Below are 16,394 nucleotides of genomic sequence, written 5' to 3' on the forward strand. Positions count from 1 at the left end.
GGGAGCTGGCTTGCCTGCTCCCACAGGACCGCACTCCTACTCCCATTTTGTGTTGGCGACATAAGCATGAACACCAACGAAAGCCTCAAGGATTACCAACAGGTGCGCGGCCTGGCCATCCAGTCGCTGTTCGAGATCATCGAGCAGTCCAGTGAAGGCACGGTGATTGTCGACCGCGACGCGAATATCGTCTGGATGAATGAGCGCTACGCCAAGCGTTTCGGCTTGAAAAGCGCCGACGAGGCCATCGGCCAGCCGTGCGAACAGGTGATCTCCAACAGCCTGCTACGCCAGGTAGTGCGCAATGACCAGCCGATCCTGCTGGATATACAGGACACGCCCAAAGGCCCGTTGGTGGTGATGCGCCTGCCGATCCACAACGATGCCGGCGCGGTCATCGGTGCGATTGGCTTTGCGCTGTTTGATGAGCTGCGCAACCTGTCGCCGCTGATCGAACGCTACCTGAGCATGCAGCAGGAACTGGCTTCGACCCGCTCGTTGCTGCGTTCGCGACAGAGCAAATACAACTTCGCGCACTTTATCGGCACCAGCGCCGCCAGCCTCGAAGTCAAGCGCCGTGCGCGGCGCAGTGCCAGTGCCGAGTCGCCGGTGTTGCTGCTTGGCGAAACCGGCACCGGCAAGGAGCTGCTGGCCCAGGCGATTCACGGCGCATCGAAGCGGGCACACAAGGCGTTTGTCAGCGTCAACAGCGCGGCGATTCCGGCCGACCTGCTGGAGGCCGAGTTCTTCGGCACCGCGCCGGGCGCATTTACCGGCGCCGACCGCAAGGGCCGTCCCGGCAAGTTCCAGATTGCCCAGGGCGGCACCTTGTTCCTCGACGAAATCGGCGATATGCCCCTGCCCCTGCAAAGCAAATTGCTGCGGGTGTTGCAGGAAAAGGAGTTCGAGCCGGTAGGCTCCAACGAGATGCTGCACAGCGATGTGCGGGTGATTGCCGCCACGTCCATGGACCTGGAGGCGGCGATCAAGCGTGGCGAGTTTCGTGCGGACCTGTATTACCGCCTGAATGTATTGCCGATCCAGGTGCCGCCGTTGCGTGAACGATTGGAGGACATCCCAGCGTTGAGCGAAGCGATTCTGGAGGAGTTGCGCAGCCAGCACGAACTGGATCGCGAAGCCCTGGCGCTGCTGGCGCAACATGCGTGGCCGGGGAATATCCGCGAACTGCGTAATGTGCTGGAACGGGCGGCGTTGCTCAGTGACGACCTGGTGTTGAACGCCGAGGACATTCGCGCAGCCATCGGCACCTTCACCCCGGTGCAACGCACTGCCGTGGCGACGGTAGCGGGCGAAAGCTTCAGCGCGGCGCGGGAGCGCTTTGACCGGCAGATCATTGCGGCGGCGTTGGCGACCTGTGGCGGGAATGTGGTGGAGGCAGCCAAGCGGCTGGGGCTTGGCCGCTCGACACTGTACAAAAAGATGCAGGCCCTGGGCATCGCCTAGTCTCAAAACAGAGACAACACTCTCCCTATCAAGACAGCCTCCTGTGGGAGCGGGCTTGCCCGCGAAAACGCTGGTTCAGCCGACGTATCTTTGACTGATACTGCGCCTTCGCGAGCAAGCCCGCTCCCACATTTGTTTCGCGACCGTCTCAAATTCAAGACATTATTCGAAACCGCGAACAGAAATAAATAATTTATCCTTATATTTCAATAACTTAATATCTTGGCACGCATCTCGCTATAGCCTCTCCCCACCGCAACACCCACAAAAATAACAATTCGATCTGGAGACACTCCATGAGTGTAATCATCGCCCTGGCAGCCCTCGCGCTGCTGATGCTGGCTGCCTACCGTGGCTATAGCGTTATCCTGTTTGCCCCCATCGCCGCCCTCGGCGCCGTCCTGCTCACCGACCCGTCCGCCGTCGCGCCTGCCTTTACCGGGGTGTTCATGGAAAAGATGGTCGGCTTTATCAAACTGTATTTCCCGGTGTTCCTGCTCGGTGCGGTGTTCGGCAAGCTGATCGAGCTGTCGGGCTTTTCTCGTTCGATTGTCGCCGCCGCGATCCGCTTGCTCGGCACCCGCCAGGCAATGCTGGTGATCGTGCTGGTCTGCGCCCTGCTCACCTACGGCGGTGTGTCGCTGTTTGTGGTGGTGTTTGCGGTGTACCCATTTGCCGCGGAGATGTTCCGCCAAAGCAATATCCCCAAGCGCCTGATCCCGGCGACCATCGCCCTCGGCGCCTTTTCGTTCACCATGGACGCCCTGCCCGGCACGCCACAGATCCAGAACATCATCCCCAGCACCTTTTTCAACACCACCGCCTGGGCCGCACCGTGGCTGGGCCTGATCGGCACGGTCTTCGTGTTCTGCGCCGGCATGCTCTACCTGGCGCGCCAGCGCAACAAGGCGCAGCGCGCCGGTGAAGGGTATGGCACCGAGTTGCGCAATGAGCCGGAAACCGCCGAAAACCTGGCGCTGCCCAACCCGTGGATCGCGCTGTCGCCGCTGATCCTGGTGGGGGTGATGAACCTGCTGTTCACCCACTGGATCCCGCAGTGGTACGGCAAGACCCACAGCCTCGCGCTGCCGGGCATGAGCGCGCCGGTGACCACCGAGATCGCCAAGCTCACCGCGATCTGGGCGGTGCAGGCAGCGTTGTTGGTGGGGATTATCGTGGTGCTGGTGTTCGGCTTCTCCGCGATCAAAAGCAAGCTTGCCGAAGGCAGCAAAAGTGCGGTCAGCGGCGCGTTGCTGGCGGCGATGAACACCGCCTCGGAATACGGCTTCGGTGCGGTAATTGCCTCGCTGCCGGGCTTTTTGGTACTGGCAGACTGGCTCAAGGGCATTCCCAACCCGCTGGTCAACGAAGCGATCACCGTGACGCTGCTGGCCGGTATCACCGGGTCCGCGTCGGGTGGTATGAGCATTGCGCTGGCAGCCATGTCCGAGAGCTTTATTTCAGCGGCCCATGCGGCCAATATCCCCCTTGAAGTGCTGCACCGCGTCGCCGCCATGGCCAGCGGCGGCATGGACACCCTGCCCCACAACGGCGCGGTGATTACGCTGCTGGCGGTCACCGGCCTGACCCACCGCGAAGCCTACAAGGACATTTTCGGCATCACGATTATCAAGACCCTCGCGGTGTTCGTGGTGATCGGTACTTTCTACGCCACTGGCATTGTGTGAGGTTTCCATGACGACATTGAACGGCAAGACCGCCCTGGTCACCGGTTCCACCAGCGGCATCGGCCTGGGCATCGCATTGAGCCTGGCCAAAGCCGGCGCCAACCTGATCCTCAACGGCTTCGGCGACGCCAGCGCGGTGATCGCCCAGGTGCAGGCGTTCGGCGGCAAGGTCGGGCATCACCCGGCCGACGTCAGCGACCCGGCGCAGATCGCCGACATGCTCGCCTACGCCGAGCGCGAGTTCGGCGGCGTCGACATCCTGGTCAACAACGCCGGCATCCAGCATGTGGCGGCGGTGGAAGACTTCCCCACCGAGCGCTGGGATTCGATCATCGCCATCAACCTGTCGTCGGTGTTCCACAGCACCCGCTTGAGCCTGCCGGGCATGAAAGCCAAGGGCTGGGGGCGCATCATCAACATCGCCTCGGTACACGGCCAGGTCGGTTCGGTGGGCAAGGCGGCCTATGTGGCGGCCAAGCACGGCGTGATCGGCCTGACCAAGGTGGTGGGCCTGGAAACCGCGACCAGTAACGTGACGTGCAATGCCATCTGCCCGGGCTGGGTATTGACGCCGCTGGTGCAGAAGCAGATTGATGATCGTATCGCCACGGGCGTGGACCCGCAGCAAGCGCAGCATGATTTGCTGGCGGAGAAGCAGCCGTCGCTGGAATTTGTGACGCCGCCGCAGTTGGGTGAGTTGGTGCTGTTCCTGTGCAGCGAAGCCGGCAGCCAAGTGCGTGGCGCGGCGTGGAACATCGATGGCGGCTGGTTGGCCCAATAAACGCAAACCTGGACAACACTGGAGATACAAATGTAGGCAAGGGCTTGTGTGGGAGCGGGCTTGCTCGCGAAGGCGGTGGTTCAGCCCAAGCATCTGTGACTGATACTCCGCCTTCGCGAGCAAGCCCGCTCCCACATTGGGCCTGTGTTGCCTGGCAGACTCAAACAAGAACAAGAGATCTCGCAATGTCCGACATCCTCTGGCAACCCTCCCCGGAACGCATCGCCAATACGCGCATGGACCAGTTCCGCCGCTACATCAACAGCCACTACAACGTGCAACTCAACGACTACCCCGCCCTGCACCAGTGGAGCATCGACCAGCGCCCCGACTTCTGGCAGGCCATCGTCAGCTTTTTCGACGTGCAGTTTCGCAGCCCGCCCAGTGCCGTACTGATTGAACAAAGCGCCATGCCCAGCGCCCAATGGTTCCCCGGCGCCACCCTGAATTTTGCCGAGCACCTGCTGCGCCGCCGCGACGATCACCCCGCCGTGGTCGCCATCAGCGAAGACGGCCAGCGCGAGCAGTTGACCTACGCCGAACTGGCCGCACACGTCGCGGGCCTGCAAACAAGCCTGCGGGCCATCGGCGTGACCCAGGGCGACCGCGTCGCCGCGTGCATGCCCAATACCTGGCAAACCCTGGTGGGCATGCTTGCCACCACCAGCCTTGGCGCGATCTGGTCATGCTCATCGCCGGATTTCGGCACCCAGGGCGTGATCGACCGTTTCGGCCAGATCGAACCCAAGGTGCTGATCACCTGCGCCGGTTATCGCTATGCGGGCAAAGATATCGATCAAAGCGCCAAGCTCAATGAAATCCTCGAACGCCTGCCGTCCCTGGAGCAACTGATCGTGGTGCCGTACGCCAAGCCCCAGGCGCGGGTCGAGGACTACCGGAGCGGAGCCAACGTGGCCCTGTGGGACGACTTCTACCGACCCGGCGGCGATCCGCAATTCGTCGCGGTGCCGTTCGATCATCCGCTGTACATCCTCTATTCCAGCGGCACCACCGGGGTGCCCAAGTGCATCATCCACGGCACCGGCGGCGTGCTGCTCACGCACCTCAAGGAACACGGCCTGCATGCCGATCTGTGCCGTGAGGATTGCCTGTTCTACTACACCACCTGCGGCTGGATGATGTGGAACTGGCTGGTGTCGGTACTGGCCATCGGCGCCACAGCGGTGCTGTATGACGGTTCGCCGTTCCACCCTGGGCCCGAGCGCTTGCTCGACTTGATCGATGCCGAAAAGATCAGCGTGTTCGGCACCAGCCCCAAGTTTCTCGCCACCCTGGAAAAGGCCGGTCTGCAACCGCGCTTGAGTCACGATTTGCGCAGCCTCAAAGGCTTGATCTCCACCGGCTCGCCCCTCTCGCCGCAGAGCTACGACTATGTGTACCGCGAGATCAAGGGCGAGCTGTGCCTGTCGTCCATGTCTGGCGGCACCGATATTGTGTCCTGCTTTGTGATCGGCAACCCGGTGCTGCCGGTGCGCCGTGGCGAGATGCAGTGCAAGAGCCTGGCGATGGCCATTGAAGTATGGAACGACCGCGGCCAGCCGTTGATCGGTGAAAAAGGCGAGTTGGTCTGCACCCGGCACTTCCCGGCGATGCCCATCGGCTTGTGGAACGATCCGCACCAGACGAAGCTGCGCGCCTCGTATTTCAGCCAGTTCCCTGGCGTCTGGGCCCAGGGCGACTACGCCGAGCAACGCCCGAACGGCAGCCTGCTGATCCATGGGCGCTCCGACGCCGTGCTCAACCCCGGCGGCGTGCGAATCGGTACGGCGGAGATCTATCGCCAGGTGGAAAAAGTCCCGCAAGTCATGGAAAGCCTGGCCATCGGCCAACGTTGGCAGGATGACGTACGGGTGGTGCTGTTTGTACGCCTGGGCGACGGCATCGCCCTGGATGAGGCGCTGGAGCAGCAGATCCGCCACGTCATCCGCGCCAACACCACGCCACGCCATGTACCGGCAAAGATCCTCGCCGTCACCGACATCCCGCGCACCATCAGCGGCAAGATCGTCGAATTGGCAGTGCGCAATGTGGTACACGGCGAGCCGGTGAAAAACACCGATGCGCTGGCCAATCCCGAGGCCTTGGAGCAGTTTCGCGACCGGCCTGAGCTGGCTTGAAAGATGAAAGGTTTCAGCCCTGACCCACTCATTTGAAGACAAACCCCCAATGCATGCTATTTTCCGAGGGGTAGTCAGCCGTTCCCTTGTCACGGGATAATCGGCGTTTGTCATATTTCAAAGCGTTACGCTCAGGGCTTTTTCATGAATGGAACATCCACCGTCAGCGAAGCCGGCGCATTGATCGCACGGCTGGACTGGGCGCAAAGCCCTCTCGGTGAAGCCAAAAACTGGCCGCAAAGCCTGCGTACGGCGGTGGATATTGTCGTCCACTCGCCGATGCCGATGCTCCTGCTGTGGGGCAGCCAACTGACCCAACTGTACAACGACGGCTTCGCCGCCCTGGCAGGCAACAAGCACCCACAGGCGCTCGGCCAGCCGGCGCACCAGACCTGGCCGGAATTGCACAGCTTTACCGCACCGATCTACGACGCGGTGCTCAGCGGCCAGGTGCGCACGTTCAGCGAGCAGCCCTTCGTCCTGCAACGCAACAACCGCGACATGGAAATCTGGCTGGACCTGACCTACAGCCCGATCCGCGATGAAAGTGGCAGCGTGGCCGGCATCCTGGTCACCGCCATCGAAACCAACGAGCGCCGCAAGGCCCAGCACAACACCGAGCAACGCCTGCAACTGGCGCTGGCAGCGACGGACGCCGTCGGCACCTGGGATTGGGACATCGCCGAAGACCGCTTTATTGCCGACGCCCACTTCGCCAACCTGCACGGCGTCGACCCGGATACAGCCGAGCTGCTGCCGATCAGCGACTACCTGCACGGCGTGCATCCCGAAGACCGTGGCATGGTGACGCGCAGCATCAAGCACTGCATCACCTTCGGCACCGAGTACGCCGAGGAATACCGCCTGCAACAAGCCGACGGCACCGTGCGCTGGGTGTTCGCCCGCGGGCGTTGCTACAAGGACCATCAGGGCCGCCCGGCGCGCTTTCTCGGCGCCGCCCTGGACCTCACCGAACGCAAGCACACCGAACAGGCCCTGCGCCAAAGCCAGACCGAGCTGCAGTTGATCATCAACGCCATGCCGGTGCTGATCGGCTATGTCGACCACGAGCAACGCTTTCGCCTGAACAACAGCGCGTACCTGGACTGGTACGGCATGACGCCCCAGGAGCTGTACGGCAAGACCATCCGCGAAGTGCTCGGCGACGAGGTGTATGCCGGGCGCCAGGACCAGATCAACGCCGCGCTCAACGGCAAGGCATGCAGTTTCCTGACCATCACTCCACACCGCGACGGGCGCCCGCGCCATGCGCTGATGAAGTACCTGCCGCGCTTCAGCAACGACGGCTCGGTGAACGGCTTCTACATCTTTGTGATCGACGAGACCGAACGCAAAGTCACCGAGGAAGCCCTGCGCCACCTCAACGAAAACCTCGAAGAGCGCGTGGCCCAGCGCACCCAGGCATTGGCCGAGGCCAACCAGCGCCTGCAAAACGAAATGTTCGAACGCGAGCGCGCCGAAGATGCGCTGCGCCATGCGCAAAAGATGGAAGCGGTCGGCCAGCTCACGGGCGGCATTGCCCACGATTTCAACAATATGCTCACCGGCATCATCGGCAGCCTGGACCTGATGCAGCGTTACATCGCCGCCGGGCGCAGTGAAGACATCGGCCGTTTTACCGATGCCGCCGTGTCCTCCGCCCATCGCGCCGCCGCCCTCACCCACCGTTTGCTGGCCTTCTCACGGCGCCAATCCCTGGACCGCCGTCCGCTCGACCCGAACCAGCTGGTGGCGTCACTCGAAGAGTTGTTCCGCCGCACCAAGGGCGCCCATATCAACCTCAAGGTGCAATTGGGCCACGACATCTGGCCGGTGAACACCGACGCCAGCCAGCTGGAAAACGCTCTGCTCAACCTGGTGATCAACGCCCGCGACGCCATGCCCGACGGCGGTGAACTGCTGATCGAAACCGCCAACAGCTACCTCGACGGCACCGACATCACCACCCTGGAACCCGTCAAAGCCGGTGACTACGTGATGCTCGGCGTATGCGACAACGGCTCCGGCATGGCGCCGAAAATCCTCGCCAAGGCGTTCGACCCGTTCTTCACCACCAAACCCATCGGCCAGGGCACCGGCCTTGGGCTGTCGATGATCTACGGCTTTGCCCAGCAGTCCGGCGGGCACGTGACCATCCACAGTGAACCGGGCCAGGGCACCTGCGTGCGTCTGTACCTGCCGCGCCTGCATGGCACCGCGCTGGAAAGCAGCCTGCCGGCCAGCGTCGGTGAAGCGCCGGTGGCCCTGGCGGGTGAAGCCGTGGTGGTGGTCGAAGATGACGCGGCGGTGCGCATGCTGGTGGTCAATGTGCTCGGCGAATTGGGCTACACCGCGCATCAGGCGGCGGATGCACGCACCGCCTTGCCGCTGCTGGAATCGGATCTGCGCGTGGACCTGCTGGTCACCGACGTCGGCCTGCCGGGCATGAACGGCCGGCAACTGGCCGAGATCGCCCGCCAGCACCGCCCGGGCCTGCGCGTGTTGTTCATGACCGGTTACGCGGAAAAGGCCGCCGAGCGCCAAGGCTTCCTGGAGGACGGCATGGACATGGTGGCCAAGCCGTTTTCCATCGACCTGCTGGCCACGAAAATCCGCAGCATGATCAGCGTCGTCGAGTGAGTTCAGGCATAATCGCGCGCCGTTGCACGTACCTGGTAGAGATCAATGAAAGCCCAAGCCCGTCATATCCTGGTGAAAACCAGCGAAGAAGCCGAACAACTCAAACAGCGCATTGCCAAGGGCGAAGCCTTTGACGTGCTGGCCAAGAAGTACTCCACCTGCCCATCGGGCAAGCGCGGTGGGGATTTGGGCGAGATCCGGCCGGGGCAGATGGTCGGGGCGATTGATGCGGTGATCTTCAAGAAGCCGCTGCGGGTGGTGCATGGGCCGGTCAAGAGCAAGTTTGGGTATCACCTGGTGCAGGTGTTTTACCGGGATTGAGGGTTGGCTTGAGGCCGCTATCGCAGGCAAGCCAGCTCCCACAGGCGGCCGCGTTTTGTTTGAAGGAATGCGCTCGAATGTGGGAGCCGGGCTTGCCCGCGATCCGCCGCAGGCGGCCATTCACCGAGGGATCAACGCCCCCGGCACCTGAATCACCCGACTCGCCAACCCATGCCCCGCCACCGCCGCTTGCTCCGGCGAACCGCCCTTCAAGCGACTGGCCAGATACGCCGCACTGAACGAATCCCCTGCCGCCGTCGTATCCACCACCTTCCCGACCTCCACAGCCGGCACGGCAAAGTGCTCGCCCTTGAAACGGATCAGGCATTCCTGCGCGCCACGCTTGAGCACCACTTCGTCAATCCCCGGATACGCCGCGAACACCTGCTCACTGCTGGCATAACCAAACAACCCGCGCTCGTCATCTTCGGTCAGCAAGGCCATATCCACCTCGGCCAATACCTTGTGATAGGCCACACGCGCCGCTTCGACGCCGGCCCACAAACGCGGCCGGTAGTTGTTGTCAAACACCACCTTGCCCCCGCGCCGGCGGGTTTCGACCAGGGCTTGCAGCAAGCGCTCGCGGCCGACTTCGCCGAGCACCGCCAGGGTAATGCCGCTGAAATACACCACGTCGTAGCCCGGCAAGGCCGCCAGGATCGGCGCGGCGGCAGGCGTGGTGAAGCAGTCGCGCACGGCGGCTTCGTTGCGCCAGTAAAGAAATTTGCGCTCGCCGCTGGCGTCGGTCTGGATGCAGTACAACCCCGGCAAACGTCCCGGCAGGCGCTGGACCATGTCCAGGCCGAGGCCTTCGTCGCGCCATTGCTGGCACATGGCGTCGCTGAAGCTGTCATCGCCCAGGGCGGTGACGTAATCGACGCGGCCCAGGCTGCCCAGCTCGCGGCGCAGGTACACCGCCGTGTTGAGGGTGTCGCCGCCGAAGCTCTGGTGCAGGCTGCCATCGGCGCGGTGTTGCAGTTCGATCATGCATTCGCCGATGAGGGCGATGTGGGGGTGAGCAGTCATGATGGGGTCTCGGGTGTGGCTGATGGCCTCTTCGCCAGCAAGCCCACACACATTGGATTGGGTTCACAGATTTCTATTTGTGAATACCGTCAACTGTGGGAGCGGGCTTGCTCGCGAAGGGAACGACTCGGTCTAGAAACAGGTATGCAAGCTCTCGACCACCTGCAACTGCTCATCCACCAGGCAACCCACCTGCCACTTGTCAAACGTCAGGCACGGGTGCGAAGTACCGAACGAAATAATGTCACCAATACGCAACTCAACCCCCGGCGCCACGCTCATGAACGCATGCTGGTCCATCACCGCCGTGACCTTGCACCCGCTCACATCCTCGCCTTCGGCGGGCACGATCCCGGCCTTGTAGCGCTTGAGCGGCACCGGCAACCCGGCGTCGTAGGCCACGTCGCGCTTGCCCAGGGCAACCACCGCGAAGCCCGGCTCGGGCAGCGATTGCACGTGGGCCCAGACTTCCAGCGCCGGGCGCAGGCCTTCGTTGAGGTCGCTGCGACGCTCGAGTACGCAGCATTGCGCGTCTTTGTAGATACCGTGGTCGTGGGCCACATAACTGCCGGGACGCAGCACGCTGAGGAAGCGGCCGGCGGCGTTTTGTGTTTCGAACGACTCGGCGATCAGGTCGTACCAGGCCGACCCCGATGCGCTGATGATCGGCTTGGCCAGGTCGAAAGAACCGTTGTTCTGCAAATCCACCGCCAGGCGCACCAGGCTCGCGGCAAAGTCGCGGATACCGCTGATAGCGTGCTCGCCGTGGATCACCCCTTCATAACCTTCGATACCGGTCAGCGCCAGGGCCGGCTGGGCCTGGATCGCCTTGGCCAGGTCGCGCACTTGCTGCTCACTGCGGCAGCCGCAACGGCCGCCGACCACGCCGTATTCGATCATCACATTGAGGCGCAGGCCACGGGCGGCAAAGAACAGCCCGAGGTCGGCGACGTTGTCTGGATGATCGACCATGCAGTGGAAATCGAAATCCTTGTCCGCCAACAGGTCGGCGATCAACGCCATGTTCGGCGCCCCCACCAGTTGGTTGGCCATCAATACGCGGCGAACGCCACCGGCGTAGGCGGCACGGGTCTGCACAGCGTTGGCCAGGGTAATGCCCCAGGCACCGGCGGCGATCTGGCGCTGGAACAGCGCCGGCATCATGCTGGTCTTGCCATGGGGCGCCAGCTCGGCGCCACTGTTGCTGACGAACGTTTGCATCCAGCGGATGTTGTGTTCCAGGGCGTCGCGGTGCAGCACCAGGGCCGGCAGGCTGACGTCACGGACCAGATGGGCACCGACGGCGGCGGCGCCTTTTTCAACGGCATTGATGGCAGACATGAAATGCTCCTATTCGTTGATGCGACGGGCCAGGCTGTTGGCGCTGTCGATCAACACCCGGCGATAGTCGTTGTAGTTTTTCTGCGCATCGGCCCGTGGGGCGACGATGCACAGGGTCGCAATGCTGATGCCTTGCGCGTCCCGCACCGGGGCGGCAAAACAGTGGGTAAAGGTGTCGGCCACGCTGTCGAAGGAAAAGAAGCCATCGAGGGTGGCCTGGCGGATCTGTGCCAGGAAGGTCTCCAGCGGCAAGCGCTCACCGTCCGGCAGGATGAAATCGTCCTGGTCGATCAGGTCGATGATCTGCTGGTCGCTCAGGTGCCCCAGCAGCAGGCGCCCGGAGGCCGTCCAGGGGATCGGCGCGTTTTCGCCGATGTCCGAAGAAATACGGAAATGCCGCTCGCCCTCGCGCATCAGCGCCACCGTGTATTTGCGCCCGTTGAGCAGGCACATCTGCGCGGTTTCGTGGGTCTGGCTGACGATGTCCTGCAAGGCGTGGTCGGCCTCGCGGGTCAGGTCGAAGTGGCGCAGGTGCGCCTGGCCGAGAAAATACAGCTGGCGACCAAGGTAGACGTGACCGTCTTTGCCTACCGTCTCCAGAATGCGTCGTTCCAGCAGCGAGGCGACCAGTTCGTAGACCGTGGACTTGGGGCTGCCGATGCCGCTGGCAATATCATTCGGGCGCAGGGGCTGGCCGATTTCCTTGAGGAAATCGAGAATATCGAACGCCCGGTCCAGGCCTTTGGCGCGGCGTTTGATGGTGTCTTCGGTCATGGCAGTTTTCGGTCCGGTCATAGTAGTAATGCTGCACAGTGAACCCCTGTGGGAGCGGGCTTGCCCGCGAAAGCGGTGGGTCAGTCAGGCATGGGTTGCCTGACACTCCGTCATCTCAGGCAAGCCAGCTCCCACATTGGCGCTGCGGGGGTCTTCAGATCGCTGCATTTAGCCTTTTTTCTTGTAGGCCACGCAATCGATCTCCACCTTGCAATCGACCATCATATTGGCCTGCACACAGGCGCGCGCCGGTGCGTGTTCCGGGGTGAAGTATTCGCCGAACACCTTGTTGAAACTCCAGAAGTCCCGTGGGTCTTCCAGCCATACGCCAACGCGGACCACGTCTTTGAGTTCGTAACCGGCTTCTTCGAGGATCGCCACCACATTGCGCATGGTCTGCCGGGTTTGCTCGACGATGCCACCGTTGATGATTTCACCGTCCACCGCTGGCACTTGGCCCGAGACGTAGAGCCAGCCGTCCGCTTCCACCGCACGGGCGAAAGGACGTGGCTGGCCGCCGCCGGCAGTGCTGCCGGTGCCGTAACGAGTAATGCTCATAAAAATAGCCTCCTGATTAAAAACGAATGTTCTTGAGAAATTCCGCCAGGCGCGACGATTGCGGGCGCTCGAAGATGTCCTTCGACGAGCCCTGCTCTTCAATGCGGCCCTGGTTCATGAAAACGATCTTGTCGGACACTTCATAGGCGAAGCGCATTTCGTGGGTGACCAGCAACATGGTCATGCCCTCTTCCGCCAGGCCCTTGATCACGCTGAGCACTTCGCCCACCAGTTCCGGGTCGAGGGCCGAGGTGACTTCATCGAACAGCATCAGGCTGGGGTTCATCGCAATCGCCCGGGCAATCGCCACGCGCTGTTGCTGGCCGCCGGAAAGCTGGCCGGGGAAATGGTTGCGCCGCTCCAACAAGCCTACGCGGTCGAGCCATTTTTCCGCCAATGCCACGGCTTCGTCCTTGCCCATCTTCTTGACCTTGAGCAGGCCGAGGGTGACGTTTTGCAACGCGGTCAAATGGGGGAACAGGTTGAACTGCTGGAACGCCATGCCGGTCATTGCGCGGTGCTGGGAGATCACGCGTTCAGGGTGACGCACGCGCTTGCCGGCGATTTCGCTGTAGCCGATGGACTCGCCGTCAAGCGTGATCTGCCCGCCCTGGAACTCTTCCAGCAGGTTGACACAGCGCAGCAGCGTGGTCTTGCCCGAGCCGCTGGAGCCGATCAACGTGACCACGTTGCCGCGCTGCATGCTCAGGTCGACGCCCTTGAGTACTTCCACGTCGCCGTACTGTTTACGCAGGCCGCGAATGTTGAGCAGTGCTTGCTCTGTTTGAGGTTGGTTCATGGCAAGGCCACCCGCTTTTCAATGTAGCGCCCGAATAACTCGATGGCGTAGTTGATGACAAAAAACAGAAACCCGGCGAACAGATAGAACTCCAGGGTCATGAAGGTACGCGCGATGACTTGCTGGGTACTCAACAGCAGCTCGGCCACGCCGATGACCGAAAGCAGAGTCGAGGCCTTGACGATTTCCGTGGAGGAATTGACCCAGGTCGGCAGGATCTGCCGCAGTGCCTGTGGCAGCAGCACGTAGGCCAGGGACTGTTGGAATGTCAGACCAATCGCCTTGCCCGCCTCCAGTTGCCCACGGGGGATGGCTTGCAGCGCGCCGCGCACGATCTCCGAGACGTGAGAACCGCAAAACAGTGTCAACCCGACCGCACCGGCCTGGAACGCGCTGATTTGCCAACCGAGCGCCGGCAGCATGTAGAAACACGCGAGCACCAGCACAAACACCGGCGTGCCACGGATCAGATCCACATACAGGCGAAACGGCGCCCGCATCCAGAACTTGCCGTAGGTCAGGATCAACCCGGCGACGATGCCGATCAGGGTGCCGAAGATAATCGCCAGCGCCGACACATACACGCTGGCTTGAAAGCCCGCCCACAGGGTATCCCGGGCGATCCACAACTCATGCAACCAGCTGGGGGACTCGTACATGGGAACCCTCCTTAACGACGGATCGCCAAACGCTGTTCCAAGTAACGGAGCAGCATGGCAATGAGGTAACAGGCAGCCACGTAGAGCGCCGTCGTGACCAGCCAGGTTTCAATCACCCGGTAGCTTTCGACGTTGATCTTGCGGGCGTAATAGGTCAGCTCCGGCACCGCAATGGCAGCGGCCAGCGAGGTGTCCTTGAACAGCGAAATAAAGTTGTTCGACAGCGCCGGCAGCACGTTGCGCAGCATCACTGGCACGGTGATGTAGGCCCGGATGCGCCATTCGCCCAGGCCAATGGCCAGGCCGGCTTCACGCAACCCCTTGGGAATATTCAACAGCCCGGCACGGAATACTTCGGTCAGGTAGGCACCGGCGTACAACGACAGCGTGATGATGAAGGACGGGATTTTATCGAGGCGGATGCCCAACGATGGCAGCGCAAAGTAGATCAACAGGATCAGCACCAGGATCGGCGTGTTGCGCACCACCGTCACGTACACCGAGGCGAAGATTCGCAACGCGCGGTGCTTGGACAGCATGGCAAACGCCATCAGCAGGCCGATCACGCAACCGATGGCGATCGACAGCAGCGCCAGCTCCAGGCCCAGGCCGAGCCCCGCCAGCAAAGTGTCGAAATCGCGCCACACGGCGGCAAAGTTCAACTGATAGTTCATGGTCGGCAATACCTAATAGGGGCGCCGTTCGCGGCGCCCCGGTTGTCACGAATCACTTGAACTCGACAGGAAAACCAATCGCCGGCGATGGCAGATCGACGCCGAACCACTGCTTGAACGAGGCTTGGTAGGTGGGGAACTCGACACCGGTCATGGCTTCATGCAGGGCGGTGTTGACGAAGTTCAGCCAGTCCTGGTCGCCACGCTTGACCGCGCACGCGTAGGTCTGCGGGCTCCAGGCGTAGGTCGGGCTGCGATAGCGGCCAGGGTTCTGCACCATCAGGTATTTGACCGAGGACTGGTCGGTGGCGGCGGCATCGGCGCGGCCGGAGTTCACCGCCTGGTACATCAGGTCGACGCTGTCGTATTGGTCGACCTTGGCTTTTGGCAGGGCCTGATGCACCAGTTCTTCGGCGTAGACGTTTTGCAGCACCGCCACGGTGACGCCGTCGCCAGCGGCTTGCAGGTCTTCAATCTCTTTGTACTTGCTGTTGTTCGGCAATAGCAGGCCGACGCCTTCGCGGTAGTACGGCAGGGTAAACGCGACCTGCTGAGCGCGGCTGGCGGTGACGGTGATGAACTGGCAACTCATGTCGACCTTGTTGGTCAGCAGGTTGGGAATCCGTGCGTCGGACGACTGCACCACAAATTCGACTTTGCTCGGGTCGTTGAACAACCCCTTGGCCACGATGCGGCCGATGTCGATATCAAACCCCTGCAACTTGCCATCCGCTCCCTGGAAGTGCCACGGCGCATTGGTACTGCCTGTACCCACGATCAAGTGCCCACGCTTGAGCACATCATCGAGCTTGCTGTCCGCCGCCTGCACTTGGCTTGCGAGGGACGCCGAGGCGGCGAAGAGAAAAACACACGCTTTGAATACGGAAGGTCGGTGTTGCATGACAAGCACTCCAGGAGTTGTGTATTCCGCTATACCGGAACTTAGTATGTAACAACGGAATAGACAGCAGAAAGTGTGCCACACGCTGAAATAGAAAAATACGCGGGGAATAAATTCTTTATAAATCAGCCAGATAAATCGTCGCGGGCAATACGGCGATACGCCAGCATCTGCGCCCACCGTGCTACCCCAGGCCACACACTGCGGTGAGGGGCCCCAGTCGGGCGCGCCAAAACAGCGTTACCACGCACCGTTGCGGTGCGCGCGCACCGTGGAAAAATCCCCACGCTCGGCTAGCCTTTGCACATGCTCGCCTACAAGGACCGTGCCCTGATGAAGTTTCGTCTTACCCTGGTTTTGCTTTCCTTGCTGGTGGCCGGCAGCGCCTGCGCCAGCAACGATCGCCGCGACTGCAAGGAAGAACTGCGCAAGCTCAAGGACACCTTGAGCACCAACTACACCAGCCAGAACCACCACGGCTATCGCCAGGCCAAGGCCTCGCGGGACAACCTGGAATACAAGAAATGCGCGAGCCAGGCGCGCAAGGCCCGCGAACGCTTGGAGCGTGAGCGGGACCTGTGAAGGTTGACAGTAGACGCTGTTCAATCCTCGATTTAGCGTTGGCGACAA

15 protein-coding genes are annotated in these 16,394 nt (G+C 62.1%); 7 read left to right on the forward strand and 8 right to left on the reverse strand.

The features are described from left to right. Positions 1-66 precede the first annotated feature (66 nt). The 6 genes from AC3ISR_RS15695 (at position 67) to AC3ISR_RS15720 (ending at position 9,032) form a co-directional block, all read left to right on the forward strand. Positions 67-1,464, forward strand: a complete 1,398-nt coding sequence (locus AC3ISR_RS15695; RefSeq protein WP_463984609.1) for a sigma-54 interaction domain-containing protein — start codon at positions 67-69, stop codon at positions 1,462-1,464. A gap of 296 nt (positions 1,465-1,760) precedes the next feature. Further along, on the forward strand, positions 1,761-3,152 hold the full coding sequence (locus tag AC3ISR_RS15700) for a GntP family permease (protein WP_192300832.1): 1,392 nt from the start codon (positions 1,761-1,763) through the stop codon (positions 3,150-3,152). A gap of 7 nt (positions 3,153-3,159) precedes the next feature. Continuing rightward, on the forward strand, positions 3,160-3,933 hold the full coding sequence (locus tag AC3ISR_RS15705; RefSeq protein WP_463984610.1) for a 3-hydroxybutyrate dehydrogenase: 774 nt from the start codon (positions 3,160-3,162) through the stop codon (positions 3,931-3,933). Positions 3,934-4,118: 185 nt separating this feature from the next. After that, a complete protein-coding gene (locus AC3ISR_RS15710) occupies positions 4,119-6,071 on the forward strand; it encodes an acetoacetate--CoA ligase (RefSeq protein ID WP_192300830.1) in 1,953 nt (650 codons plus the stop codon). A gap of 144 nt (positions 6,072-6,215) precedes the next feature. Next, positions 6,216-8,711, forward strand: coding sequence for a PAS domain-containing protein (locus AC3ISR_RS15715; RefSeq protein WP_489324370.1), 2,496 nt, complete (start codon positions 6,216-6,218; stop codon positions 8,709-8,711). A 45-nt stretch (positions 8,712-8,756) separates the two neighbouring features. After that, entirely contained in the window at positions 8,757-9,032 is a 276-nt protein-coding gene (locus AC3ISR_RS15720) for a peptidylprolyl isomerase (protein ID WP_046383114.1), read from the forward strand. 120 nt (positions 9,033-9,152) lie between these two features. Here the strand turns inward: AC3ISR_RS15720 and AC3ISR_RS15725 are convergent, their stop codons facing one another. The 8 genes from AC3ISR_RS15725 to AC3ISR_RS15760 all read right to left on the reverse strand — a co-directional run bounded on the left by AC3ISR_RS15725 (position 9,153) and on the right by AC3ISR_RS15760 (position 15,764). Continuing rightward, positions 9,153-10,058 (reverse strand): sugar kinase, encoded by a 906-nt coding sequence (locus AC3ISR_RS15725; RefSeq protein ID WP_192300828.1) that lies wholly within the window; start codon positions 10,056-10,058, stop codon positions 9,153-9,155. Between the two features lie 132 nt (positions 10,059-10,190). Next, entirely contained in the window at positions 10,191-11,399 is a 1,209-nt protein-coding gene (locus tag AC3ISR_RS15730; RefSeq protein ID WP_192300827.1) for an amino acid deaminase, read from the reverse strand. A 9-nt stretch (positions 11,400-11,408) separates the two neighbouring features. Beyond that, entirely contained in the window at positions 11,409-12,173 is a 765-nt protein-coding gene (locus AC3ISR_RS15735; RefSeq protein WP_192300826.1) for an IclR family transcriptional regulator, read from the reverse strand. Positions 12,174-12,341: 168 nt separating this feature from the next. Next, positions 12,342-12,731, reverse strand: coding sequence for a RidA family protein (locus AC3ISR_RS15740; RefSeq protein WP_078742925.1), 390 nt, complete (start codon positions 12,729-12,731; stop codon positions 12,342-12,344). 16 nt (positions 12,732-12,747) lie between these two features. Continuing rightward, positions 12,748-13,530 carry an amino acid ABC transporter ATP-binding protein gene (locus AC3ISR_RS15745; protein WP_192300825.1) on the reverse strand — a complete coding sequence of 261 codons (783 nt, stop codon included), beginning with the start codon at positions 13,528-13,530 and terminating at the stop codon, positions 12,748-12,750. Continuing rightward, complete coding sequence (locus tag AC3ISR_RS15750) at positions 13,527-14,189, reverse strand: amino acid ABC transporter permease (RefSeq protein WP_017737241.1); 663 nt, start codon at positions 14,187-14,189, stop codon at positions 13,527-13,529. Before AC3ISR_RS15750 ends, AC3ISR_RS15745 begins: the two co-directional genes overlap by 4 nt. Positions 14,190-14,200: 11 nt before the next feature. Beyond that, complete coding sequence (locus AC3ISR_RS15755) at positions 14,201-14,863, reverse strand: amino acid ABC transporter permease (protein ID WP_192300824.1); 663 nt, start codon at positions 14,861-14,863, stop codon at positions 14,201-14,203. Between the two features lie 52 nt (positions 14,864-14,915). After that, positions 14,916-15,764 (reverse strand): transporter substrate-binding protein, encoded by an 849-nt coding sequence (locus tag AC3ISR_RS15760; protein WP_463984612.1) that lies wholly within the window; start codon positions 15,762-15,764, stop codon positions 14,916-14,918. A gap of 333 nt (positions 15,765-16,097) precedes the next feature. Between AC3ISR_RS15760 and AC3ISR_RS15765 the strand changes: the two genes are divergently transcribed. Next, entirely contained in the window at positions 16,098-16,346 is a 249-nt protein-coding gene (locus AC3ISR_RS15765) for a hypothetical protein (RefSeq protein ID WP_192300822.1), read from the forward strand. The last annotated feature ends 48 nt before the right edge of the window (positions 16,347-16,394 follow it).

It is taken from the genome of Pseudomonas sp. GL_117 (assembly GCF_057835125.1).